Raw genomic sequence first — 22066 nt, 5'->3', positions numbered from 1 at the left:
CTTCGGGAGCAACCATTCGGCACCGATACGGTGCAACTGAGTTGCAATATCATTCGAAATCGTGTGCTCAAAAAAGGTTGCAATGCAGGAAAACCCTGTCGAATCAGGAATATTGGTCGTCCTATAAATAGAGTTACAATGCGCCCGTTTTCAGGCCTGGTGGCCTTTGAAACATGGTTTTGGCAAGGCGCTGGAGACCTTATTCGATGCATCTGGAGTTGGTTTACGCCGGGCCCGTCGACGCTGCGGTTGCGCTCTTCGCAGCGGCCGCCGACGGACGCGACGGCGGAGCGGCGGCGCAGGCCGCGGCGGCTCCCGCCGCTTCCCCGAGCGACGTCCTCGTCGTCGGGGCCGGGCGTCCTGCGGCGAATTTCGTCGCGGTGCCGACTCAGATCAAGCGTGCGCGCGCCGACGTCGTTGCATCCGTCGGCATTGGCGCGCCGGGCGACCTGGTCGCGCGACGCACGGCAGCCGTTCGCGCGGCGCCGGCGTTCCGGCGTGCGCCGATCGCAAGCGGCGCAGTGCGCGCGACCGCCGACACCACGAGGCGCGCCAACCCGAGCGAAGCTTTCGACGTGCCGCAGCCGATGCCGGTGCCCGCCCCCGAGGCGATGGCCGGTGTCGTGCGCGGTCGCGTCGGAGGCGCGAAGGCTGGCGCATGGACGCTCTACGACTTCAAGGAGGCCAAGCACACCGTCCTCAAGTCGTGAACTACAGACGGGACTCGCGACGGCACCGAGGCTTCAGTGCGGTGCCGTTTTTGTATCCGTCCCGGCAAGACGCGCGGTCGCACAGTCCGCTTCGTCCGCGCCGGGCCGACATCACCTTACCGGTTTGATTTAGTACCCGCAGTGTCGTTGAGATGGCGCGATTCCATCGCTTATCCGCGTGGCGGAGCGCTCATCCAGCAGCACGGGCCAAGGAGCTTTAAATGGATATTTTCGTCCAGCAGATCCTCAACGGACTGGTGCTCGGCAGTGTCTACGCCATCATCGCGTTGGGCTACACGATGGTGTACGGCATTCTCGGCATCATCAACTTCGCGCACGGCGACGTGTTGATGGTGGGCGCGATGGTCGCGCTTTCCGCGATCACGGTGCTGCAGAATCACTTCCCGGAGCTGGGCCACGCCGCCACGCTGACGATCGGGCTCGTGATCGCCGCGGCCGTCTGCGCGTGCGTCGGCTTCACGATCGAGCGCGTCGCGTACCGGCCGCTGCGCCGCGCGCCGCGTCTCGCGCCGCTCATCACCGCGATCGGCGTGTCGATCCTGCTGCAGACGGCCGCGATGATGATCTGGTCGCGCAATCCGCTGCCGTTCCCGCAGCTTCTGCCGACCGATCCGATCAACGTGATCAAGGCGGGCGAGAACAATCCGGGCGCGGTGATTTCGATGACCGAGATCACGATCATCATCGTCGCGTTCCTCGTGATGGCCGGTCTGCTGCTCCTCGTGCACAAGACGAAGCTCGGCCGCGCGATGCGCGCGATCGCCGAGAATCCGAACACGGCGAGCCTGATGGGCGTGAACCCGAACTTCGTGATTTCGGCGACGTTCATGATCGGCTCCGCGCTCGCGGCGCTCGCGGGTGTGATGATCGCGTCCGAATACGGCAACGTGCACTTCTACATGGGCTTCATCCCCGGCATGAAGGCGTTCACGGCCGCGGTGCTGGGCGGGATCGGCAACCTGGGCGGCGCGATGGTGGGCGGCGTGCTGCTCGGCCTCATCGAGCAGTTGGGCGCCGGCTACATCGGCAATCTGACGGGCGGGGTGTTCGGCAGCAATTACCAGGACGTGTTCGCGTTCATCGTGCTCATCATCGTGCTCGTGTTCCGGCCGTCGGGCCTGTTGGGCGAACGTGTCGCCGATCGCGCGTAAGGAGAACAACATGACATCCATTCAACCGATCGAATCGTCGGCTTCGCTCGTCGAGGAGCGTCATCCCGCGAAGACAGCCACCATCGGCATTCTGACCGCGGCGTTCGTGATCGCGGCGCCGCTGCTCATCGGCGCGGCGGGCGGCAACTACTGGGTGCGCGTGCTCGACTTCGCGATGCTGTACGTGATGCTCGCGCTCGGCCTGAACGTGGTGGTCGGCTTCGCCGGCCTGCTGGACTTGGGCTACATCGCGTTCTACGCGGTGGGCGCGTACACCGCGGCACTCCTGAGCTCGCCGCACCTGACGTCGCACTTCGACTGGATCGCTCAGCTGGTGCCGGGCGGCCTGCACGTGCCGTTCCTCCTGATCGTGCCGATCGCGATGGCGCTCGCGGCGCTCTTCGGCATCCTGCTCGGCGCGCCGACGCTGCGCCTGCGCGGCGACTACCTCGCGATCGTCACGCTCGGCTTCGGCGAAATCGTCCGGATCTTCATGAACAACCTCGACCGCCCGGTCAACGTGACGAACGGGCCGCAGGGGATCACCGGCATCGATCCCGTCAGGGTCGCGGGCTTCAACCTGTCGCAGACGCACGAGATCTTCGGCTTCTCGCTGCCGTCGGTCTACATGTACTACTACCTGTTCGTGCTCTGCGCGCTGCTCGTGATCTGGGTCTGCACGCGCCTGCAGCATTCGCGGATCGGCCGCGCATGGGCCGCGATCCGCGAAGACGAGATCGCCGCGAAGGCGATGGGCATCAACACCCGCAACGTGAAACTGCTCGCGTTCGCGATGGGCGCGTCGTTCGGCGGCCTGTCGGGGGCGATGTTCGGCGCGTTCCAGGGTTTCGTGTCGCCGGAGTCGTTCACGTTCTGGGAATCGGTCGTGGTGCTCGCGTGCGTCGTGCTGGGCGGCATGGGCCACATTCCGGGCGTGATCCTCGGCGCGGTGCTGCTCGCCGTGTTCCCCGAATTCCTGCGCTCGACGATGAGCCCGCTGCAGCACATGCTGTTCGGCCACGACATCGTCGATACCGAAGTGATCCGCCAGGCGCTGTACGGCCTCGCGATGGTGATCATCATGCTGTACCGCTCGGAAGGCCTGTGGCCCGCGCCGAAGCATGAGGACCGAATCGCGAAACTGGCGAAGCGCGGCGGCAAGAAGCCGGTGCGCGCCTAAACGACGTGGGACCGGCGTCGGGCGCTGAAGCGCCAGCGCCGGTCGACACAGGAGAAAAGGTAATGAGCGAACAAATTCGACTGTCCGTCAAAGGCGTGAACAAGCGCTTCGGCGGCCTGCAGGCGCTGTCCGACGTCGGCCTCGAGATCAAGGAGGGGCAGATCTACGGCCTGATCGGCCCGAACGGCGCGGGCAAGACCACGTTCTTCAACGTGATCACGGGGCTCTACACGCCCGATTCCGGCGAGTTCCGGCTCGACGGCGAAACGTACACGCCGACCGCGGTCCACCAGGTCGCGAAGGCGGGCATCGCGCGCACGTTCCAGAACATTCGCCTCTTCGGCGGGATGACCGCGCTCGAGAACGTGATGGTCGGGCGCCACGTGCGCACGAAGCACGGGCTTCTCGGCGCCGTGTTCCAGACGCCCGCGGAGCGCAAGGAAGAGCGCGAGATCAAGGAGCGCGCGATCGAGCTGCTCGACTACGTCGGCGTGCTGCAGTACGCCGACTACACCGCGCGCAACCTGTCGTACGGCCACCAGCGCCGGCTGGAGATCGCGCGCGCGCTCGCGACCGATCCGAAGCTGCTCGCGCTCGACGAGCCGGCGGCCGGGATGAACGCGACCGAGAAGGTCGAGCTCACGCGTCTGCTCGACAAGATCCGTTCGGACGGACGGACGATTCTCCTGATCGAGCACGACGTGAAGCTCGTGATGGGGCTGTGCAACCGGATGACGGTGCTCGATTACGGCAAGGTGATCGCCGAAGGTCTGCCGCATGACGTGCAGAAGAACCCGAAGGTGATTGAGGCATATCTCGGCGCAGGGGTGCACTGATGGCATCGGCAATGTTGAAAATCAAGGGCTTGCAGGTCAACTACGGCGGCATCCAGGCCGTCAAGGGCGTTGACATGGAAGTCCGCCAGGGCGAGCTCGTCACGCTGATCGGCGCGAACGGCGCGGGCAAGACGACGACGATGAAGGCGATCACGGGCCTCAAGCCGTACTCGGCGGGCGACATCGAGTACGACGGCCATTCGATCAAGGGCGTGCCGCCGCACGAGCTCCTGAAGCGCGGCCTCGCGATGGTGCCGGAAGGCCGCGGGATCTTCGCGCGGATGTCGATCGTCGAGAACATGCAGATGGGCGCGTACCTGCGCAACGACAAGGACGGGATCAAGAAGGACGTCGACCGGATGTTCGGCTTCTTTCCGCGCCTGAAGGAGCGGGCGACGCAGCTCGCGGGCACGCTGTCGGGCGGCGAGCAGCAGATGCTCGCGATGGCGCGCGCGATTCTGTCGAAGCCGAAGCTGCTGCTGCTCGACGAGCCGTCGATGGGCCTGTCGCCGATCATGGTCGAGAAGATCTTCGAAGTCGTGCGGACGATCTCGAAAGAAGGCATCACGGTGCTGCTCGTCGAGCAGAACGCGCGCCTCGCGCTGCAGGCGGCCGACCGCGGCTACGTGATGGATTCGGGCACGGTGACGATGGAAGGCGACGCGAAGCAGATGCTCGACGATCCGAAGGTGCGCGCCGCGTATCTGGGCGAGTAAGCGTGACCGATGCCGGCCGCGCGCGGGGCGTGCGGCGCGGTGCTCGAAAAGCCGTCACGGTTCGCCGTGGCGGCTTTTTCTTTTGGTTTTGGGTTCGTGTCCGGATGGTTCGGTGCACCGGCTCGGTGCGCGGATGGCGGCGGCCGCGCTGCGCGCGAGGGGATGACCGCCGCGCGTAGCCATCGACAAAGCACGCGGCACGGATGCCGCGCCTTCGCGTCGACTTCGAAGCGCGCTGTTTCGCGCTCGCCGATCGGCCTATCGAAAACCGACACGCAGCTCGGGCACAATGTGCGTGCCACCATCGAACGGAGACGCGCATGAGCCTCGATTACGGTTTCGTGAAAGCGAAGATCAAAGCGGTTGCGGGCCTGAAGGCGGCGGGGCGCGCGAACGAGACGCAGTATCACGTCCATCTGACGCTCGCGCTGCCCGGCGGCGATTGGGACGTCGCGATCAACGTCGGCACCAACGACGCGGACGACTTGCTCAAGTACAAGCTCGTCTACGATTTTCATCATCCCGTCACGCAGACGCTCGCCGCAGCCGCGGAAGGTTACACCGGCCTGACGAACGACAGCGCGCTGCCGGCGCTAGACTACGTGCGCAGCGACATCCTGAGCGAAACGGGCGCGTGGCGCATGAGCGACGTGATGGACGGCACCGAGCACCCGGAGCCGATTCCGTCGGTGCTGCGGCTCGTCGACGCCGCGCACCGGCAGAACCTCGATCTGTACGTGTTCGGGCGCACGTACCTCGAAGGCAACGGCATTCACGACACGCACATGAACCAGGGGTCGGCCGGCCCGCATTTCCTGCATCAGCTGGGCGACGACGCGAACGATCACAACGACGTGTGGCAGGACGGCGCGCTCCTCGTCGATCTCGGCGGCGCGCAGTGGGCCGCGTACTTCGCGGCGTTCGAACAGCAGGCCGTGCCGACGGACAGCCTCGGCAATCCGCTGCCGGGCGCGGGGCCGATTTCGTAGCGAGACACGAGCGGCGGCGCGCCGCGTGGGCTGGGGGCGCGGCGCGCGCACGAGCCGGCGCGCCGATGCGAGGCGGCTCGCATCGGCTCTAAACGGCCCGAAACGGGGCTGGCCAGCGCGGGCGAACCGGGGCGCGGGCGAACCGGCGTGAGCGATGGTCCATGCTGCGCGATGCGCGGCGACCGAAGGCGGGCGACGCATGCCGCGCGGGCTGGCGGCGCGCGGCCATCGCTTGCGACGTCAGTCCGCCGCGAGCCGCTTGCCGAACGAGATCCGCTCTTCCGCGCGGTAACCGAGCGCTTCGTAGAACCGGCACGCGCCGTCGTTGCCCGGCAGCACGTGCAGGTTCACTTTCGGGCAGCCGCGCGCGGCGAGCGCCGCCTCCGCATGCGCGAGCAGCGCGCGGCCGACGCCGAGCCGCCGCGCGCCGGGCTCGACGGCGAGCGAATACAGCCAGCCGCGATGGCCGTCGTAGCCGGCCATCACGGTTCCGACGACGCGCTCGCCGGCGATCGCGACGAAGAACAGCTCGGGCTGCGTCGCGAGCTTGAGCTCGATCGCGCGCTGCGGATCGCGGTGCGGCGTGCTCGCGTCCGAGTACGACGGAAACGCGTCGCGCCATACGGCGAGCACGGCGCTGGTGTCGCCGCGCTCGAACGTTCGGATCGCGACGCTCTCCGCGACGGTTCCGGTCGACATGGCGATCAGAGCGAGTCGAGCACCGAACGCAGCATCGCCATCATCTGGTCGATCTCGTCGTTCGTCACGTCGAGGGCCGGCATGAAGCGCAGCAGGTTCGGGCGCGCGGCGTTCAGCAGCAGGCCGTCCGGCTGCATCTCGCGCGCCTTCTCGACGATCTGCGGGCCGATGTCCTTGCCGAGCAGGAGCGCGCGCAGCAGGCCTTCGCCACGCTCGCCTTCGAAGCCGCGCTCCTCCGACAGCTCGAGCAGCCTGCGCTTCAGGTATTCGCCGCGCGCGCGCACGCCTTCGAGGAAGCCCGGCGCGACGAGCTGCGAGATCACCGCATGGCCCGCCGCGGTCATCAGCGGGTTGCCGTTGTAGGTGCCGCCCTGGTCGCCCGCCTCGAACACCGCGACGTCGGCCTTCGACAGCAGCGCGGCGAGCGGCACGCCGCCGCCGATGCCCTTGCCGAGCGTCATGATGTCCGGCTCGACGCCGGCGAGCTCGTACGCGAACAGCGTGCCCGCGCGGCCGCAGCCGCTTTGCACTTCGTCGACGATGAGGAGGAGGCCGTGCTGCTTCGTCAGCGCGCGCAGCTGCTGCATGAATTCGCGCGACGCCGGGATCACGCCGCCTTCGCCCTGGATCGGCTCGAGCATCACGGCGACGGTCTTGTCGTTGATCAGCCTCTCGACCGAGTTGATGTCGTTGATCTCGGCCTTCGGGAAGCCCGGCACCTGCGGCGCATAGATCGTGTCCCAGCCCGCCTTGCCGCTCGCCGACATCGTCGCGAGCGTGCGCCCGTGGAAGCTGTGGTCGAACGTGATGATCTCGTACGCGCCGTTCCTGAACTTGCGGCCCCATTTGCGCGCGAGCTTGATCGCGCCTTCGTTCGCTTCGGCGCCGCTGTTCGCGAAGAACACCTTGTCGAACACGCTGTGCTGCGTGAGCAGGCCCGCGAGCTTCGCCATCGGCTCGTTGTAGAACGCCGGCGACGGGTTCAGCAGCTTCTCAGCCTGGGCCTGCAGCGCCTGGACGAGCCCGTCGTTGCAATGGCCGAGACAGTTGACCGCCCAACCCTGGATGAAATCCAGATAGCGCTTGCCGGTGTGGTCGTAGAGCCATGAACCCTTGCCGTGCGTGAACACGATGTCGGGGCGGTTCGTGATGTACATCAGCGAGTCGATCGGGTAGTCGTTCAGCGGCATGGCGGCAGGCTCCAGGGTGCAGTCGGCGAAAAGGCAATAAAAAAAGCCACGGTACGCCGTGGCTTGGTGGTTCGAACAGCTTGTGCGTAACGGGGAAGCGGTTACGCGCGAGTCCGTGACGAGCCGGCGGCATCCGTGCGGAGCGGCGAGCGGCGACGTCGGAGAGCGGACTGGGAGCGGTTCATGTGCGCAAGCATAAGGCATCACGCGGCCCCAAGTAAACCGCTGCGACGCGACAATTCGATGTCGCGGCGGTTCTCTCCGGGGGCCGCGCGGCGCTCAGACCGTGTGCGCGAGGTCCGCGGCGCTCGTAAACGAGTCCGCGTAGAACTCGTCGGCGGACAGGCCGTGGTGCTGCGTGAAGTCGCGCTGCGCGGATTCGACCATCACCGGCGCGCCGCACGCGTACACCTGGTAGCCGGACAGATCGGGCAGATCCTCGATCACCGCGCGGTGCACGAAGCCCGTGCGGCCCGTCCACGCGTCGCTCGCGTCCGGCTCGGAGAGCACCGGCACGAACTTGAAGTTCGGGATCTCCTTCGCCCATTGCTCGGCGATGTCGAGCAGATACAGATCCTTCTTGCGGCGCGCGCCCCAGTAGAGCGTCATCGGGCGCTCGAGCTTCGCGTGATGCGCGTGCTCGATGATCGCCTTGATCGGCGCGAAGCCCGTGCCGGACGCGAGCAGCACGATCGGCTTGTCCGAATCCTCGCGCAGGAAGAACGTGCCGAGCGGGCCTTCGAAGCGCAGGATGTCGCGCTCCTTCATCGCACCGAACACGTGATCGGTGAACTTGCCGCCCGGCATGTGGCGGATGTGCAGCTCGATCGGGCCTTCCTCGTGCGGCGCGGTCGCCATCGAGTAGCTGCGGCGCGCGCCGTCCTTGAGGATGAACTCGATGTACTGGCCGGCGAGATACAGCAGGCGCTCGTTCGCGGGCAGTTGCAGCTTCAGCACGATCACGTCGTCCGCGCGGCGCTCGAGCGCCGCGACGCGGCACGGCAGCTTCTTCACCTGGACGCCGTCGACGCCCGCGATCTCGCGCACGTCGACTTCGAGGTCGCTCTGCGGCTTCGAGCAGCACAGGAGCGCGAGGCCGCGCGTGCGCTCGTCGTTCGACAGCGCCGACGCGGAGTGCGGCCCCTGCTCGAACTGGCCTTGCACGACCGTGCCCTTGCACGAGCCGCACGCGCCGTTCTTGCAGCCGTAGGGCAAATGGACGTTCTGACGCAGCGCCGCCGCGAGCACGGTTTCGTCGGCCTCGACCTGGAACTGCCGGCCGCTTTGCTTGAGGGTTACGTTAAAAGCCATAAGTCGTTGAGAACAAAAAGTGGGGACCGTGCAACGCGCGCACGGCGGCTACAATGCATTCCTACGGATCAATCGATACACCATGATTGCGACACGAATCCTGCGCCGGCCGCGCGTATTGATCGTCGGCTGCGGCGACGTCGGCATGCGCTGCGCCGCTCAGCTGCGCGCGCGGCGCCAGAACCTGCGCCTCGTCGCGCTGACGAGCCGGCGCTCGCGCTGCGCCGAACTGCGGGCGGCGGGCGTCGTGCCCGTCGTCGGCGATCTGGACGAGCGCGCGACGCTCAAGCGGATCGCGCGCGTCGCGCACGTCGTGCTGCATCTCGCGCCGCCTCAGGCCACCGGCGATGCCGATCGCAGGACGCAGGCGCTCGTCGCCGCGCTCGCGTCGCCGCGGCGGCCGTCGCGTCAGCTCGCGCCGGCGTACGGCAGGCTGCGCGCGGGGCGGGCCGCTGCCAGATCGGCTCGGCCGCCTTTTCGGGCAGCGCGTATTGTAACCGACGCCCTGTCGCGTCCCGTCGTCGTCTACGCGAGCACGAGCGGCGTTTACGGCGATTGCGGCGGCGCGCGGGTTGACGAAACGCGTGCCGTGCGGCCTGCGAATCCGCGCGCGCGACGGCGCGTGTCGGCCGAACGCCAACTGCGCCGCGCGACCGCGCGCGGCGCGCTGTCCGCGCGCATCGTGCGGATTCCGGGCATCTACGCGGCAAACCGGCTGCCGCTCGCGCGGCTCGAGAAGGGCACGCCAGCCCTCGTCGAGGCCGACGACGTCTACACCAACCATATCCATGCCGACGATCTCGCGTCGATCCTGTTGCGCGCCGCCGCGCGCGGCAAGCCTGCGCGGGTCGTCCACGCGAGCGACGACACCGAGCTGAAGATGGGGGATTACTTCGAGCGAGTCGCGCGCGCGTTCGGCATGCGCAGCCCGCCTCGCATCACGCGCGCCGAAGCCGAACGGCAACTCGAGCCGATGCTGCTGTCGTTCATGCGCGAGTCGCGGCGGCTCGCGAACGCGAGGATGAAGCGCGAATTGCGCGTCGCGCTGCGCTATCCGAGCGTCGACGACTTTCTGCGCACGGTCGCCGCGCCGCGCGCGATCATCAAGTGATCGCCGGCAACGCCTCGATCAGCAGGAAGCACAGCAGCGCGCCGATCAGCGCACCGATCAGACTCGGATGATATTTGCGCTTCAGGTGCATCGCGGTGAGCAGCCCGCCGATGATGATCGCGCCGAGCCCGGCGAACGCCAGGATCACGGACGAAATTTCGATCGGATTGTTGATGGTCATGATGTCCCCCCAAACCTGGAACGTATTGTGGTTTTGTATCGAGTATAGCGGGGCTTGATGACGTTGCCATGCTGCAACGCGGCATGGCTCGGATGGCCGAACGGCGGCCGTTCGGGCTTACCCTGACAGGGTTTTCGCTGTGTCGCGCAACGCGGCCAGGTCGTGCTCGCCCAGCCAGCGCCACGCGCCTTCGGCGAGATCCGCCGGCAGCGCGAAGCCGCCGATGCGCGCGCGGTGCAGCGCCTCGACGCGGTTGCTCGCCGCCGCGACCATTCGTTTAACTTGGTGATATTTCCCTTCGGCGACCGTCAGTTCGAGGAGTCGTTCTCCTCGGGCCGTCGCGGCGAGCGCCGCGAGCGGCTGCAATTCGCCGTGCAGCAGCACGCCCGCGCGCAGCGCGTCGAGCTGTGCGTCGTCGAGCGGGTGGCGCACCGTCGCGACATAAGTCTTCGGCACCTTGCGCTTCGGCGACGTGTACGCGTGGACGAACTGGCCGTCGTCGGACAGCAGCAGCAGGCCGGTCGTGTCCTGGTCGAGGCGGCCGACGCACTGGACGCCGCGCTCGGCGAACTGCGGCGGCAGCAGGCTGAAGACGCTCGCATGATGTTGCGGCTCGCGCGAGCATTCGTAACCCGCCGGCTTGTTGAGGACGACGTACGCGCGCGCGTGGTACGGCCACGCGACGCCGTCGACTTCGAACACGAGCCGGGCGGTGTCGAACGGCGCGTGCGCGTCGGTGCACGCCGCGCCGGCGACGGCGACGCGTCCCGCTTCGACGAGCGCGCGGCACTGGCGGCGCGAACCGAAGCCTTGCGTGAACAGAATGCTTTCGAGATTCATGGCGCGCGCATTGTACCAAGCGCATCGGACGCGGATCGGGCAAACGGCGCGCGGCGCGCTCGGGCGCAAGCGGGCGCGAGGGCTGGTAAGCTCGGGGCCCCGCGGCCGCGCCTCGCGCGACCGCCATTCCTCGTTCGAACGAAGGCAACCTATGACCATGACAATGACTTCCGCCGCGCGGCGCGGCCTCGCCGCCGCGTTCGCACTCGCGCTGTCGAGCGTCGCGTTCGCGCACGCGAAACCCGAAAAGACCGATCCGCCCGCGAACGCGGCGGTCGCCACGCCGCAGGCCGTGTCGATCGACTTCACCGAGACGCTCGAGCCGGCGTTCAGCTCGATCGTCGTCGTCGACGCGGCGGGCGCGCCGGCCCAGGCCGCGAAGGCGGTCGTCGACGCGACCGATCGCAAGCGCATGTCGGTCGCGCTCAAGCCGCTGCAAGCGGGCGCGTACACGGTGAAGTGGGTGGCGGTCGCAACCGACGGCCACCGCACGCAGGGCAGCTACAGGTTCACCGTGAAATAAGCCGGCCGCCCGGCGATGCACCGCCGCGGCGTTCGCACGCGCGGCGGCATGGGGCGCATTCGGATGTTCCCGATCCGCCGTCCGGAATCGTCCGGCAGCGCTTCGTTTTCGCGGAAGCGGTCAATTTGATTCGATCTGCTCGGTCGTCGTCTTGCCGGATCGATTCAATGACGCTCGATTTTGAAAATATGCCGTCTCGTTCAAGGCGAATCACGCAAAGCGAGCGAAGTTCGCTCGAAAGAATCGCTCGCGCATTACGCATGCCGACGAACGTGACGACCGCCGCCGCGACGCGAAGAACGATCGCACGATGCGGCTCACCGCCCCGACGGCGCGTGGCAAGCCTCTTCATCCTTTCCGTCGCCGAATGTCTCGCGGCCGAACGCCGTCGTGCCGCGCGCGCGGCGGGGCGTGCGGCGGCGGGGCGCAACGAAGCGCAACTGCCGCGACGCGCTCAGCGCAGCCGCGTGACGACGGCGCGTGCGCCGAGCGCCGGCGCATCGCCGCGATCGCCGACGACGCGCGGTCCGATCCGTATCCGCTCTTTCAGGAAGTCGAGCATCGCGTGCACGCGCTTCGGCAGATGCTCGCTCGGCCCGACGAACACAGCGTTGATCACTTCCTCGTCGCCGGGATTGAACGCTTCGAGCACCGGCACGAGGCGCCCGGCGTCGACGTCCGCGCAGACGTGAGAGCGCGCGAGCCGCGCGAGCCCGAGCCCGCAGAGGGCCGCGTCGCGGATGCTCTCGCCGTCGCCGAGCAGCAGGCTGCCGCCGGACGGCAGCAGGCGCTGGCCGTCCGCGACGACGAACGGCCATGCCTTCGCGTTGCCGCTCAGGCCGATGCGGTTGTGGCGATCGAGATCGTCGGGAGTCTCGGGCGCGCCGTTGCGCTCGAAATACGCGGGCGAGCCGACGACGACCATCCGGCTGCCGCCGAGCTTGCGCGTCACGAGCCGCGAATCGTCGAGCGCGCCCGCGCGGATCGCGATGTCGCTGCGGTCGTCGAGCAGATCGACCACCGTGTCCGACAGCACGATGTCGAGCGTGATGTCCGGATAGCGGCGCTGGAACTCCGGCAACAGCGGCAACAGATGATGCTTGCCGAACGGCACGTGCGAATTGATCCGCAGGCGTCCTTGCGCAATCGCGCCGCGCGTCGCTTCGCGCTCGGCGTCGGCGATGTCCTCGAGGATGCGCACGCACCGCTCGTAAAACGCGGCGCCTTCGGGCGTGAGTTGCAGCTTGCGCGTCGTGCGGTTCACGAGGCGCACGCCGAGCCTCGTCTCGAGCCGTTGAATGAACTTGCTGATCGCCGACGGCGTCATGTCGAGCCGTCGTCCCGCCGCTGAAAATCCGCACGACTCGATTACCTGAACGAAGACGGCCATCTCGGAGAAACGATTGACCTCGCGCATGGAATGGACGATTTGACGAGCTTTTAAATGGACGAATCCTAGTATATCCGCGACTTGTTTTCGCATTCGCGGGATTTTCTTATTTTCATCTTCGTTGATTTTCATCGGTACGTTGCCGATCGTTTATCCCGCCTCGCGCGCTTCGTATCGGCGATTCGTTGCCGAGGCGGACGTCTCGAACGACGTGGACGCGCCGATGTGCCGATGCGTCAATTCGCCGGCTCGAAGCGGCGGCGGCGTCCGGTTTCGCGCACCGCGTCGATCAGCGCGGCGCTCGCGGGCGTCGGCCGCTGCGAGAACGCGTAGAAGCGCGCGGCGGGCAGCGCGGGCAGGCCGTCGCCCGGTCCGCATTCGCGCAGGCCGTCGCGCAGCTGACTGCGCGCGACGGCGGTGACGGCGAACCCCGCGAGCGCCGCCGACACGCAGCCCGCCATGCTGGCGCTTTCGAACACGATGCGAAACGGCCGCAGCGCGGCGCCGAGTGCGGCGATCGCCGCTTCGCGGTAGACGCAAGGCTCCGGAAAGAGCGCGAGCGGCAGCGCGTCGGCCGCGTCGAGCGCGGCGTCCGACGCGCACGCCCACACGAGCGGCTCCTCCCACAGCAGTTCGCCGGCTTCGTCGATGCGACGGCAGCGCTTGCCGAACACGACGTCGATGCGGCCCGACGTCTGCTGGCGCAGCAGATCCGCGGTGATGCCGACTTTGAGCTCGATCGCCGCTTGCGGATGCCGGCGGCGAAACGCGTGCAGCACCTGCGGCAGCCACGCGCTCGCGAAATCCTCGGACGCGCCGACGCGCAGCCGCCCGTGCAGCGCCGAGCCGCGCAGCCGCGCGCGCGCTTCGCGGTCCATCTCGACGATGTTGCGTGCGTACGCATAGAGCGTCTCGCCCGCGGGCGTGAGCTCGAGGCGACGCGTCGTGCGGGCGAGCAGCACGACGCCCGCCGCCTGCTCGAGCCGCTTGATGTGCCCGCTGACCGCCGACGGCGTGAGCGCCAGATGCTCGGCGGCGGGCGCGAAGCCGCGACGCTCGACGACTTCGAGGAACGTGCGCAGCAGCACGATGTCGAGCGACATCGACGGCGAATCCGACGGCGTATCCATGCGGGCAACCCATTCAATGCGATATTCGAATAATAGACGATGATTCTTTGTGAATCGTGATGAGCGATCGGGCTACGATCGGCGTGACCTGACGATCGACGGAGGCCACGATGCCCGACTATGCGTTTGCGACGACTCCCTTGCTGGACGTCGCGTATCTCGAATGGAACCCGGGCGGCGCGCGCGCCGCCGTGCTGCTGCACGGCTGGCCGGACAGCCCGGCATGCTGGAAAGCGGTCGCGCCCGCGCTCGCCCGCGCCGGATATCGCGTGCTCGCGCCCGCGCTGCGGGGCTTCGCGCCGACCCGCTTTCGCGACGCGGCGACGCCGCGCAGCGGGCAGCTCGCCGCACTCGGGCGCGATCTGCTCGATTTCGTCGACGCGCTGCGGCTCGAGCGCCCGGTGCTCGTCGGACACGACTGGGGCGCGCGAGCCGCGGCGAACGCATGCGGGCTGCGCGAGCGGACCGCGTCGCATCTCGTGATGCTGTCGGTCGGCTACGGCACGAACGATCCGAATCAGCCGCTGTCGCTGCAGCAGGCGCGCAACTACTGGTATCACTGGTTCATGGCGACGCCGCGCGGGGAGCGGGCGGTGCGCGACGACCGCCGGGCGTTCGCGCGCGCGATGTGGGACACGTGGGCGCCGGCCGGCTGGTACGCGCCGGGCGATTTCAACGAGGCGGCGATCGCGTTCGATGCGCCCGACTGGGCGGACGTCGTGCTGCATTCGTACCGGCATCGCTGGGGCTTCGCGAGCGGCGATGCCGCCTATGCGGACGACGAAGCGCGGCTGAATCCCGCGCCCGTTTTGTCCGTGCCGACGCTCGTGCTGCACGGCGGCGCGGACACCTGCAATCACCCGGACAGTTCCGCGTCGCGCGAGCGTTTCTTCGCAGGACGCTACGAGCGCGCCGTGCTCGACGGCGTCGGCCATTTTCCGCAGCGGGAGGCGGCGGCGCGGGTTGCACACGCGATCTCGACGTTCTGCGCGGATGCCTGAGCGCGGCGGGGCGACGGCGCGCGACGGTTGATGCGTGGCCGTTTCACGTTGCTTGCTGTCTGTCGTCTGTCGTCTGTCGACCGTCGACCGTCGAGCGGGCGCGTCAGCTGTCGAGCCGCTTCGTTCAGTCCTCGACCGCGCCCGCATTCAGCCGTCGCTCGGACAACTGACGTCATGACGGCGGCAGCGCGTCGATGCGCGACAGCGCTTCGAGTGTGCCCGCATCGGGCGGGCGCCGGTACGGCACGTCGAGCATGCTCGACAGCGTGCCATTGCGGCCGCTCGCGCAACGCGAGCTCGCCGTCGTGCTCGCCCCAGCCTTCGTCGAGTACGCGGTAGCGCCAGCCCGTTCGCCCGCTTTGCCGGGCGCGCGCGGACATTTGGGGGAACCCGAAGCGTGCGTTGAGCTTCCGGCGCGGCTGCCGCGACTGCGGCACCTGCGGCACCTGCGGCGTCGCGCCGCCGAGCGTGCAGACGTCGCCGATGCGTGCGTCGCGCGCGATGATGCCGCGCGTCGACAGGTTCTCGCCGAATGCGCTCGGCCGCGCGAGCACGTCGCGCACGCCGATTCCGGCCGCTCACGACGGCTGGTGATCGAACGCGTAGCGATGAACCGCCTTGTCGGGGCCGCCATGATGCTTGCGAGCGGCCTGCTCGTCACCGGCGAATCCCGTTTGGCCGAGCCGAAGCCGATCGCGCGCCGGTTGCTTGTCGATCGCGCTCGCCCGCGGCGTGCACGCGAGCGGTTCAATGGCGGCGATCAGCCGCGCGTCGAGCTTGGCGTTTACGGGTTGCATGCGCGCCCTGTCTCGCGCAGCGCGTCGAGATCTGCGGCAAGCTCGCGCGTCCGGTCTTCGTTCGATGGCCGCAGCGGCTCGCGCGGCTCGTCCGCGTCGAAGCCGGCAGCGCTCAACGGGACCAGTTTCGGACGTTTGCGTGCGACGCAAGATTCCCCCGGTGCGCAGACGTCGCGTGCGACGCGTGACGAAGGGATGGGGCGATGGCCGCCGAGCCGGTGACGGGTGGCGCCCGGTGTGGGCGAATCGGAGCGAGCGGGAGTGCGACGGCGCACGCGCGAGCGGCGGCGGGAACGAGTAGCGGCGGGCCCGAATGAAAAAGCCCCGCGCTGCTGGTGTCAGGCGGGGCTCGATGCGGTGGCACGGTGGCGAAAAGCGTGTTCGCCGGCGGCCGGCGCCGCGATGAGCATCGGCGCGCTGCGCGCGATGCTTCGATGTCTGTTTGGTGCCAGGGCCGGAATGAAATTATTCGCTGTGAGGCCCGTATTGTAAGGGGATTGCTTGGAGGGCGTTGTGGAGTTGCCCCCGGAGTTGCCCCCGCGCTGCCGGCGCAGCCACTATACGAAGAGATCGAGGTCCATTCTTGCCTCGCCAGACGCGAAATTTTCTGGAGAATTGGAGATAACGGCTCAACTCGGCCTGTCTGCCTTATCTGGCGGGGCTTTGGTCATCTCCAAGTGTATCTCCAACACACCTATTTTTCTGGAGATAAGTTTGGAGATAAGCGTCGAATGCATCGAGCCACGTCGACCAGCTCGGGAATTACCCCGCCGTCTGGGACGCTGCGCGCAAAGAATCTCCCGTGCCGCCACTCCTCCGCGCGCAGAAACAGAAACGGGCCTTGCGGCCCGTGAAAAGTGAATTTGGTAGGAGAGGCGTTACGCCGCGTCGCGTACCCGCATGATTGTCTGGCGGCTCGTGCCGAATTGTCGGGCGAGCGCGGCCACGCTCGCCCCCGCATCCAGCTCGCGCAGCACCTCCGCCCGCTGTTGGTCCGACAGGGCGGACGGCCGTCCCATCGTCTTGCCTTCTGCCTTAGCGCGAGCGATGCCGGCATGCGTTCGTTCGATCAGCAGATCGCGTTCGAACTCGGCCACCGCGTTCAACACCTGCATCGTCATCCGGCCGGCCGCACTCGTCAGATCGACGCCGCCCAAGGCGAGACAATGAACCCGGATACCGCGCTCGGCCAAACCCTCGACCGTGGCCCGCACGTCCATTCCATTGCGGCCGAGCCGATCGAGCTTCGTCACGATCAGCACATCGCCTTCTTCCATCCGGTCAAGTAACTTTGCGAAGCCCGGCCGCTGATCGGCGCTCACGCTCCCTGAGATGCTTTCCGACACGACGCGGCGCTTGTCGACCGAGAAGCCGGCTGCCTCGATCTCGCGTAACTGGTTCGCGGTGGTCTGGTCGGACGTGCTGACGCGGGCATAAGCGAAGGTTCGGGACATATCGGGCACTCAATCTGTACGAAATAGATGTCCGAATATAAACGCCTGTCCAAAATACTTCAACCCTTATTTTTGGACAGGGCGGAAAGGGGTTGTCCGAAAGGGATCGGTTTTGGACAGGCGCATTTGATTGGAGCGCCGATTGCCTTCTGGTCGGTCGCTGGGACAGACAGGAAGGTGCCACTATTCGAACGACAACAACCGACCTTCAAGGGGCAGTCGAGTCATGAACTCGAGGAAGAAACCGGCTTGATAAGGTTGAAGCTGGCCTACGCCTTTCAGTTCGTTGGGGCGTCGAGGCTTCATCAGGTCTTCGTCGCCGACGTTCCCACTCAATCCGATCCGCGGCCTGGCAAAGAAATCAATTTGTGTCAGTGGTTCCGGTATGTCGACGTCCAGTCACTTCCAACCAGCACGCCCATGCCAAAGATTGTCGAACGTCTCTATGACCATTCTTGCGCGAACGTGACCGATTCGCTTGCAATCGGCATTTAACCCGGAATTCATCACCAGACGAATTCGTACGATAGCAGGTCACCAAACGCATTTAGAACGTGTGCTCTTAATTCAGTCGAACGTGAACCGTGTCGGCACCGCTATGGCGAACGTGCTTGACGAAGGTCAACCAGGCAAAAGCTGTCCGCGCGAAAAATTGCCGTGTACAAGACCGTCTGTTGCCATTGGGAGACATTCATGAGCACCACCACTTCACCCGTCCAGGCCGTCCCCACTCCGCTGCGAGTGCTGATCGCGGTCAACGGTTCGAGCGCATCCGCTCATGCACTCGCCTATGCCAAAGCGTTCCTCCCATCGAATGCAGCGGTGCACATCATTAGCGTTGCGGAAAATCCGAGAACGCTCGTCCCGCTCGGATCGAAAACCATGGCGTTCCTCGAATCCGCGCGCGTCGAGTTGCTCAGGGATGCGTCTGATGCGGTGTTGCGCGCCAAAGCTGCAATGGATCGCGACGATCTCGTCATCGACACGGAAGTCATCGACCTCGCCACACGTGGCGGGGATGTCGTGAATGCACTGGCCGACAGCGCGCAAACCTGGCAGGCCGAACTCCTGATCGTCGGCGCACGTCAGCATCATGGCTTGCTCGGATGGGTCGAAGGGACGGTATCCGGCCCGCTCGGCAAACTCATCGGATGCCCGCTGCTCATCGTTCCGGAAGGTTTCGCGTCGGTTGCCGAGCATCTGCCACGGCGAATGCTGTTCGCCGTTGACGGAAGCGCGATTGCACTCGACGCATTGCGGACAGGGTTGACATTCTCGCGGGTCGACACCGAATTACGTGCGATATACGTGGTTGATCGCCCCCCAATGCTGGGCGACTTCGCCCTTGGCGGGGCACTGGAAGAAGCATTGATCGGCGAAGGAAATCATGTGCTCCAGAGTGCCACGGCCATAATCGAAGGCATGGCCAGACATGCGCAGTCGCAACTTATTCACGCAGATCGAACCGGCGCGGACGTTTCCCATCTGATCGTGCGCGACGCGATCGAATGGAATGCCGACGTGGTCGTCATGGGCACTCACGGGCGGCGAGGCGTGACGGGCTGGCTCGTCGGCACCGTGGCCGGACGCGTGGCGCGCATCACGAAAACTCCGGTCCTGCTCGTACATGCGTCGCGTGCGTGACGCGCTTCGTCGTCACGCATCCGCACCCACGGCGTGGAACAACTCCTCCTCCTGGGCGCAATGCAGGCGCACGATCGCTTCCAGCCCGTACAACAAGCGCTGTATCGCCTGCACCTGCATGGTGTTCGAGCCGTCGTGCGGCAGGTCCGCGACCATCTGTCTGAGCGATCGGACCATCTTGAAGATCTCCCGGTGCGCGCCGCTCATCGCAGCCAGCGGGTCCTCCCCGCCGAGAAGCGGGGCAAGGCGCGCGTAGACGTCCCGATCGTCGGCGCGTTCGTGCGGCAGCAGCCGTTCGTCGAGCGAGTCGATCATCTGGACCAGCTCGCTGGCGATGGCGGCCCCGGATAGTCCCGGCAGACGATCCGCGAGATCCCGGATCTGGTCCAGCAACGGTGACAATGCCGTGTGCTCGCGCCTGAGCTGCTCGACGTCGACATCGTCGAGCCGGGCGTTCGTCGGCCTCGGGCGAACCAGCAACACGCGCAACGCATTGACGATGACCGCGACGTCGATGACTTCCTGAATCACCGCGCCGGCAATCGGCTGCAGGAATCCGGCCGCCGCAATCGTCATCGCGACGACCGACAGCGACATGCCGGCCACCACGCTCTCGAGTGCGATTCGGCGCGATCGACGTGCGATACGCATCGCATCCACGAGTCGATCCAGCCGATCGACCAGCAAGACCACGTCGGCGGCTTCGGATGACGCGGCCGCTCCCCGCGCACCCATCGCGATGCCGACGTCGGCCGCGGCCAGCGCCGGTGCGTCGTTCACACCGTCACCGACCATGATCGTCACGCCCTCCTGCCGGGCAGCCTGGATGGCGGCAAGCTTGTCCGCCGGCGTCTGCTCCGCGCGAACATCGGTGACGCCCAGCAGTTCGCCGACGGCCTCGGCAATGTCGTGCCGATCACCGGTCAGCATGACGAGACGCTCGACGCCTTCACGTTTGAGCAACCGCAATGCTCGCGGCGTTTCCAGCCGCACCTGGTCGGCCATTTGAATCGCGCCGATCATGACGCCATCCACGCCGACGAATACGGCAGCCCCGCCCTCGCTGGCGACGCGTGCCAGGAATGCGCCGCTCCACGGCGTATTCGTCGCGCATGCCGACACGTATTCGAACTTGCCGATCGCAACGGTCCTGTTGTCGACCTGGCCCGTCACGCCTTCGCCGGCCGTTTCGATGACAGCCGACGGCAACGACAGGTCGATGCAACGTTCGCGCGCCGCGACCGTCAGCGCGTCCGAGATGACGTGGCCCGACGCTTGGGCCAATGACGCGGCCAACCGCAACACATCGTCCGCTGCGACGTCAGCGCCGCACTCGATCGCAACGATGCGTGCCCGTCCTCCCGTCAGCGTCCCGGTCTTGTCGAAGAACAGAGTCGTCGCTTGTGCAAGACGCTCCAGCGCACCCCCGCCTTTGACCAGAATGCCGCGTTTCGAACAACGCGACATGCCGGATACGATGGCGACCGGCACGGCGAGGATCAATGGACACGGCGAGGCCACGACAAGCACGGCAAGCGCACGTGCGACGTCACCGGTCAACAGCCATGCGATTCCCGCGACGAGTAGCGATGCGAGCACGAAGAATGCGGCGTAGCGATCCGCGAGACGCACGGACGGGCTGCGCTCGCGTTGCGCACGCTCGACCATACGGACGATGCCGGCAAACGTGCTGTCACTCGCCGTCGTGCGGGCAACCATTTCGAACGGGACGCCGGCGTTGACCACGCCGCTGCATGCGTTTTCCCCGGAACGGCGTCGCAGGGTGGACGATTCGCCCGTCAGCATGGACTCGTCCAGTTCCGCGTCGCCGGTCAATGTGCCGTCGACGGGCACGAACTCGCCGCTCCGCACCAGCAGCCTGTCGCCGGGGACAAGGGTGTCCGGCGCAACCGAGCGCCATTCCCCGTTCTCGAAACGGGTCGCCTGCCGGGGGGCGCGGCCGAGCAGGGCGCTCATCTCGCGTTGCGCGCGGTTCTGCGCATACCGCTCCAGCGTCCGCCCGCTCGCCAGCATCAACGCAATCACCGCCGCCGCAAGCGTCTCGTCGAGCACGACCGCCAGCGCGATCGCGAGCCACGCGAGCACGTCGATGCCGGCCTGCCGCCTCATCACGGCCTTGACCAGCGAGACCGTCAACGCGAGCAGGACCGGCAGCGTCCCCAGCAGCCAGGCGAATCGCGCGAGCGACGGCTGGCCGAACGCCACGCATACGCCGCCGCCGGCGAGCGTGGCGGCCGCCAGAATCAGCATCACGAGATCGATCGACCAGGGGACTCGGGACATGACCATTGCTCCGATAGCCGTGCATGGTGGTGTTCGCGGTATCCGGTTTCGGTGGCGGACGGCGTGGCATCAGTCTAGGGAGCGCCGCGCTTTGAGCATTGACATGGGTCAGGACGGCGTGCCTCCCGTGAACGACCGGCACGCCGCGTTGCTTGACGTGAGTCAAGCCATCGGCCCCTTTCCTCAGCAAAATCGAGCCGTGACACCGGATGGCTTGGAGTCGATATCGTGCAGACGCTGGCTGTACTCTTCGTGCTGATTCTTCTGCTGAATCTCATGCCGGCGTTCGCCCCGCCCACGTGGATGGCGATGTCGTGGGTCGGGTTCAACCTGCCCGACGGCAATCCGTTCATCTTTGCCGTTGTGGCGGCCGGCGCGGCGACGACCGGCCGTGTCATCCTGGCGACCTTCGCGAGATCGCTCGTCCGCTCCCGCTGGATCCGGGATTCCGACCGCGACAATATCGACGTCGCCACGCGCTGGCTGCGACAGCACCGGACGCTCACCGCCGGCGCGTTCTTCTTCTACGCGTTGAGCCCGCTGCCGTCGAACTACCTCTTTATTGCATACGGGCTTTCCGGGTTGCCGCTCAGAATCATCGCGGCGGCGTTCTTCATTGGCCGCGCAACGACCTATGCAATCTGGGCGCATCTCGGCCGCTTTGCGTCGACCCGGCTGGACGTGGAATCGGAACTCGAAGGCACGTATCTCGGAGGCTACTTCATCGTCACGCAACTGGTCTTGCTTGGCCTCGTCTTCGCGCTGATGAAGCTCGATTGGCGTGCGCTCGTCAATGAACGCCGGCTGACGTTTAGACGCGGCCATCATCCGCGCGGTTCCGATTGACACGCGGCACACGCGATCTTTCGATCGGGCTCATCGTCCAGC

General features: G+C 66.7%; 22 protein-coding genes and 2 pseudogenes. 12 read left to right on the top strand and 12 right to left on the bottom strand.

Translation table 11 applies throughout. The features are described from left to right. The first annotated feature begins 206 nt into the window (after positions 1–206). From WS78_RS14920 to WS78_RS14890, 6 genes are all read left to right on the top strand, one after another. Entirely contained in the window at positions 207–710 is a 504-nt protein-coding gene (locus tag WS78_RS14920) for a hypothetical protein (protein ID WP_059574820.1), read from the top strand. Positions 711–931: 221 nt separating this feature from the next. Beyond that, positions 932–1882 carry a branched-chain amino acid ABC transporter permease gene (locus WS78_RS14915; RefSeq protein WP_038745252.1) on the top strand — a complete coding sequence of 317 codons (951 nt, stop codon included), beginning with the start codon at positions 932–934 and terminating at the stop codon, positions 1880–1882. Positions 1883–1892: 10 nt separating this feature from the next. After that, positions 1893–3062 carry an ABC transporter permease subunit gene (locus WS78_RS14910; RefSeq protein ID WP_038745313.1) on the top strand — a complete coding sequence of 390 codons (1170 nt, stop codon included), beginning with the start codon at positions 1893–1895 and terminating at the stop codon, positions 3060–3062. 62 nt (positions 3063–3124) lie between these two features. After that, the gene (locus tag WS78_RS14905; RefSeq protein WP_038745250.1) at positions 3125–3898 is read left to right on the top strand and encodes an ABC transporter ATP-binding protein; all 774 of its coding nucleotides are present in this window, start codon (positions 3125–3127) and stop codon (positions 3896–3898) included. Continuing rightward, positions 3898–4614, top strand: coding sequence for an ABC transporter ATP-binding protein (locus tag WS78_RS14900; protein WP_038745248.1), 717 nt, complete (start codon positions 3898–3900; stop codon positions 4612–4614). The genes WS78_RS14905 and WS78_RS14900 overlap by 1 nt, the downstream gene beginning before the upstream one ends. A gap of 320 nt (positions 4615–4934) precedes the next feature. Next, the gene (locus WS78_RS14890) at positions 4935–5603 is read left to right on the top strand and encodes a DUF2278 family protein (protein WP_059574818.1); all 669 of its coding nucleotides are present in this window, start codon (positions 4935–4937) and stop codon (positions 5601–5603) included. Between the two features lie 240 nt (positions 5604–5843). Here the strand turns inward: WS78_RS14890 and WS78_RS14885 are convergent, their stop codons facing one another. The 3 genes from WS78_RS14885 to WS78_RS14875 all read right to left on the bottom strand — a co-directional run bounded on the left by WS78_RS14885 (position 5844) and on the right by WS78_RS14875 (position 8803). Further along, positions 5844–6302 carry a GNAT family acetyltransferase gene (locus tag WS78_RS14885; protein WP_059574816.1) on the bottom strand — a complete coding sequence of 153 codons (459 nt, stop codon included), beginning with the start codon at positions 6300–6302 and terminating at the stop codon, positions 5844–5846. A gap of 5 nt (positions 6303–6307) precedes the next feature. Next, positions 6308–7492 carry an acetylornithine transaminase gene (locus WS78_RS14880; RefSeq protein ID WP_038745242.1) on the bottom strand — a complete coding sequence of 395 codons (1185 nt, stop codon included), beginning with the start codon at positions 7490–7492 and terminating at the stop codon, positions 6308–6310. A 279-nt stretch (positions 7493–7771) separates the two neighbouring features. Beyond that, positions 7772–8803, bottom strand: coding sequence for a CDP-6-deoxy-delta-3,4-glucoseen reductase (locus WS78_RS14875; RefSeq protein ID WP_059574814.1), 1032 nt, complete (start codon positions 8801–8803; stop codon positions 7772–7774). 28 nt (positions 8804–8831) lie between these two features. Here WS78_RS14875 and WS78_RS14870 point away from each other — a divergent pair, with 28 nt between their 5' ends. Then, positions 8832–9914: an NAD-dependent epimerase/dehydratase family protein gene (locus tag WS78_RS14870; protein WP_038745311.1), complete on the top strand. Its 1083-nt coding sequence runs from the start codon at positions 8832–8834 to the stop codon at positions 9912–9914. Here WS78_RS14870 and WS78_RS14865 read toward each other — a convergent pair. Further along, entirely contained in the window at positions 9907–10095 is a 189-nt protein-coding gene (locus WS78_RS14865; protein ID WP_038745238.1) for a hypothetical protein, read from the bottom strand. The genes WS78_RS14870 and WS78_RS14865 overlap by 8 nt on opposite strands. Before the next feature lie 117 nt (positions 10096–10212). Continuing rightward, entirely contained in the window at positions 10213–10935 is a 723-nt protein-coding gene (locus WS78_RS14860; protein ID WP_059574812.1) for a 16S rRNA pseudouridine(516) synthase, read from the bottom strand. Between the two features lie 151 nt (positions 10936–11086). On the opposite strand from WS78_RS14860, the gene copC reads away from it, so the two are divergent. Continuing rightward, positions 11087–11458, top strand: coding sequence for a copper homeostasis periplasmic binding protein CopC (copC, locus tag WS78_RS14855; protein WP_038745235.1), 372 nt, complete (start codon positions 11087–11089; stop codon positions 11456–11458). Here copC and WS78_RS35920 read toward each other — a convergent pair. The 3 genes from WS78_RS35920 to WS78_RS14845 all read right to left on the bottom strand — a co-directional run bounded on the left by WS78_RS35920 (position 11445) and on the right by WS78_RS14845 (position 13978). Next, positions 11445–11810 (bottom strand): hypothetical protein, encoded by a 366-nt coding sequence (locus tag WS78_RS35920; RefSeq protein ID WP_145986804.1) that lies wholly within the window; start codon positions 11808–11810, stop codon positions 11445–11447. The two genes, copC and WS78_RS35920, sit on opposite strands and share 14 nt — an antisense overlap. A 102-nt stretch (positions 11811–11912) precedes the next feature. Next, on the bottom strand, positions 11913–12875 hold the full coding sequence (locus WS78_RS14850) for a LysR family transcriptional regulator (RefSeq protein ID WP_059574810.1): 963 nt from the start codon (positions 12873–12875) through the stop codon (positions 11913–11915). A 209-nt stretch (positions 12876–13084) separates the two neighbouring features. After that, entirely contained in the window at positions 13085–13978 is an 894-nt protein-coding gene (locus tag WS78_RS14845) for a LysR family transcriptional regulator (RefSeq protein WP_059574808.1), read from the bottom strand. A 110-nt stretch (positions 13979–14088) separates the two neighbouring features. Between WS78_RS14845 and WS78_RS14840 the strand changes: the two genes are divergently transcribed. Beyond that, positions 14089–14979 (top strand): alpha/beta fold hydrolase, encoded by an 891-nt coding sequence (locus WS78_RS14840; protein WP_038745228.1) that lies wholly within the window; start codon positions 14089–14091, stop codon positions 14977–14979. A gap of 124 nt (positions 14980–15103) precedes the next feature. On the opposite strand, the pseudogene WS78_RS14835 reads toward WS78_RS14840, so the two are convergent. The 3 genes and pseudogenes from WS78_RS14835 to WS78_RS14825 all read right to left on the bottom strand — a co-directional run bounded on the left by WS78_RS14835 (position 15104) and on the right by WS78_RS14825 (position 17230). Then, positions 15104–15776 (bottom strand): annotated as a pseudogene (locus WS78_RS14835) (MOSC domain-containing protein). Beyond that, positions 15764–15892: pseudogene (locus tag WS78_RS35915) on the bottom strand (dihydrodipicolinate synthase family protein); the annotation flags it as partial. The pseudogenes WS78_RS14835 and WS78_RS35915, both read right to left, overlap by 13 nt. Before the next feature lie 762 nt (positions 15893–16654). Beyond that, complete coding sequence (locus tag WS78_RS14825; protein ID WP_059574806.1) at positions 16655–17230, bottom strand: recombinase family protein; 576 nt, start codon at positions 17228–17230, stop codon at positions 16655–16657. Positions 17231–17257: 27 nt separating this feature from the next. On the opposite strand from WS78_RS14825, the gene WS78_RS14820 reads away from it, so the two are divergent. Further along, positions 17258–17725, top strand: coding sequence for an NUDIX hydrolase (locus tag WS78_RS14820; protein ID WP_156437519.1), 468 nt, complete (start codon positions 17258–17260; stop codon positions 17723–17725). 198 nt (positions 17726–17923) lie between these two features. After that, positions 17924–18874, top strand: a complete 951-nt coding sequence (locus WS78_RS14815; protein ID WP_059574857.1) for a universal stress protein — start codon at positions 17924–17926, stop codon at positions 18872–18874. Positions 18875–18886: 12 nt separating this feature from the next. Here the strand turns inward: WS78_RS14815 and WS78_RS14810 are convergent, their stop codons facing one another. Then, complete coding sequence (locus WS78_RS14810) at positions 18887–21178, bottom strand: heavy metal translocating P-type ATPase (RefSeq protein WP_059574855.1); 2292 nt, start codon at positions 21176–21178, stop codon at positions 18887–18889. A 228-nt stretch (positions 21179–21406) separates the two neighbouring features. On the opposite strand from WS78_RS14810, the gene WS78_RS14805 reads away from it, so the two are divergent. Then, the gene (locus tag WS78_RS14805) at positions 21407–22024 is read left to right on the top strand and encodes a hypothetical protein (RefSeq protein ID WP_059574802.1); all 618 of its coding nucleotides are present in this window, start codon (positions 21407–21409) and stop codon (positions 22022–22024) included. Positions 22025–22066 lie beyond the last annotated feature (42 nt).

Origin of the sequence: Burkholderia savannae, assembly GCF_001524445.2 — a bacterium.
Taxonomy (GTDB): Bacteria; Pseudomonadota; Gammaproteobacteria; order Burkholderiales; family Burkholderiaceae; genus Burkholderia; species Burkholderia savannae.
This window is presented reverse-complemented; position numbering and strand designations above follow the sequence as displayed.

What these genes read in the sequence shown, in the direction of transcription:
- WS78_RS14920 (WP_059574820.1), top strand. Translation starts at nt 207, where the DNA reads ATGCATCTGGAGTTGGTTTACGCCGGGCCCGTCGACGCTGCGGTTGCG.
- WS78_RS14915 (WP_038745252.1), top strand. Translation starts at nt 932, where the DNA reads ATGGATATTTTCGTCCAGCAGATCCTCAACGGACTGGTGCTCGGCAGT.
- WS78_RS14910 (WP_038745313.1), top strand. Translation starts at nt 1,893, where the DNA reads ATGACATCCATTCAACCGATCGAATCGTCGGCTTCGCTCGTCGAGGAG.
- WS78_RS14905 (WP_038745250.1), top strand. Translation starts at nt 3,125, where the DNA reads ATGAGCGAACAAATTCGACTGTCCGTCAAAGGCGTGAACAAGCGCTTC.
- WS78_RS14900 (WP_038745248.1), top strand. Translation starts at nt 3,898, where the DNA reads ATGGCATCGGCAATGTTGAAAATCAAGGGCTTGCAGGTCAACTACGGC.
- WS78_RS14890 (WP_059574818.1), top strand. Translation starts at nt 4,935, where the DNA reads ATGAGCCTCGATTACGGTTTCGTGAAAGCGAAGATCAAAGCGGTTGCG.
- WS78_RS14885 (WP_059574816.1), bottom strand. Translation starts at nt 6,302, where the DNA reads ATGTCGACCGGAACCGTCGCGGAGAGCGTCGCGATCCGAACGTTCGAG.
- WS78_RS14880 (WP_038745242.1), bottom strand. Translation starts at nt 7,492, where the DNA reads ATGCCGCTGAACGACTACCCGATCGACTCGCTGATGTACATCACGAAC.
- WS78_RS14875 (WP_059574814.1), bottom strand. Translation starts at nt 8,803, where the DNA reads ATGGCTTTTAACGTAACCCTCAAGCAAAGCGGCCGGCAGTTCCAGGTC.
- WS78_RS14865 (WP_038745238.1), bottom strand. Translation starts at nt 10,095, where the DNA reads ATGACCATCAACAATCCGATCGAAATTTCGTCCGTGATCCTGGCGTTC.
- WS78_RS14860 (WP_059574812.1), bottom strand. Translation starts at nt 10,935, where the DNA reads ATGAATCTCGAAAGCATTCTGTTCACGCAAGGCTTCGGTTCGCGCCGC.
- copC (WP_038745235.1), top strand. Translation starts at nt 11,087, where the DNA reads ATGACCATGACAATGACTTCCGCCGCGCGGCGCGGCCTCGCCGCCGCG.
- WS78_RS35920 (WP_145986804.1), bottom strand. Translation starts at nt 11,810, where the DNA reads ATGAAGAGGCTTGCCACGCGCCGTCGGGGCGGTGAGCCGCATCGTGCG.
- WS78_RS14850 (WP_059574810.1), bottom strand. Translation starts at nt 12,875, where the DNA reads ATGCGCGAGGTCAATCGTTTCTCCGAGATGGCCGTCTTCGTTCAGGTA.
- WS78_RS14845 (WP_059574808.1), bottom strand. Translation starts at nt 13,978, where the DNA reads ATGGATACGCCGTCGGATTCGCCGTCGATGTCGCTCGACATCGTGCTG.
- WS78_RS14840 (WP_038745228.1), top strand. Translation starts at nt 14,089, where the DNA reads ATGCCCGACTATGCGTTTGCGACGACTCCCTTGCTGGACGTCGCGTAT.
- WS78_RS14825 (WP_059574806.1), bottom strand. Translation starts at nt 17,230, where the DNA reads ATGTCCCGAACCTTCGCTTATGCCCGCGTCAGCACGTCCGACCAGACC.
- WS78_RS14820 (WP_156437519.1), top strand. Translation starts at nt 17,258, where the DNA reads ATGTCCGAATATAAACGCCTGTCCAAAATACTTCAACCCTTATTTTTG.
- WS78_RS14815 (WP_059574857.1), top strand. Translation starts at nt 17,924, where the DNA reads ATGAGCACCACCACTTCACCCGTCCAGGCCGTCCCCACTCCGCTGCGA.
- WS78_RS14810 (WP_059574855.1), bottom strand. Translation starts at nt 21,178, where the DNA reads ATGTCCCGAGTCCCCTGGTCGATCGATCTCGTGATGCTGATTCTGGCG.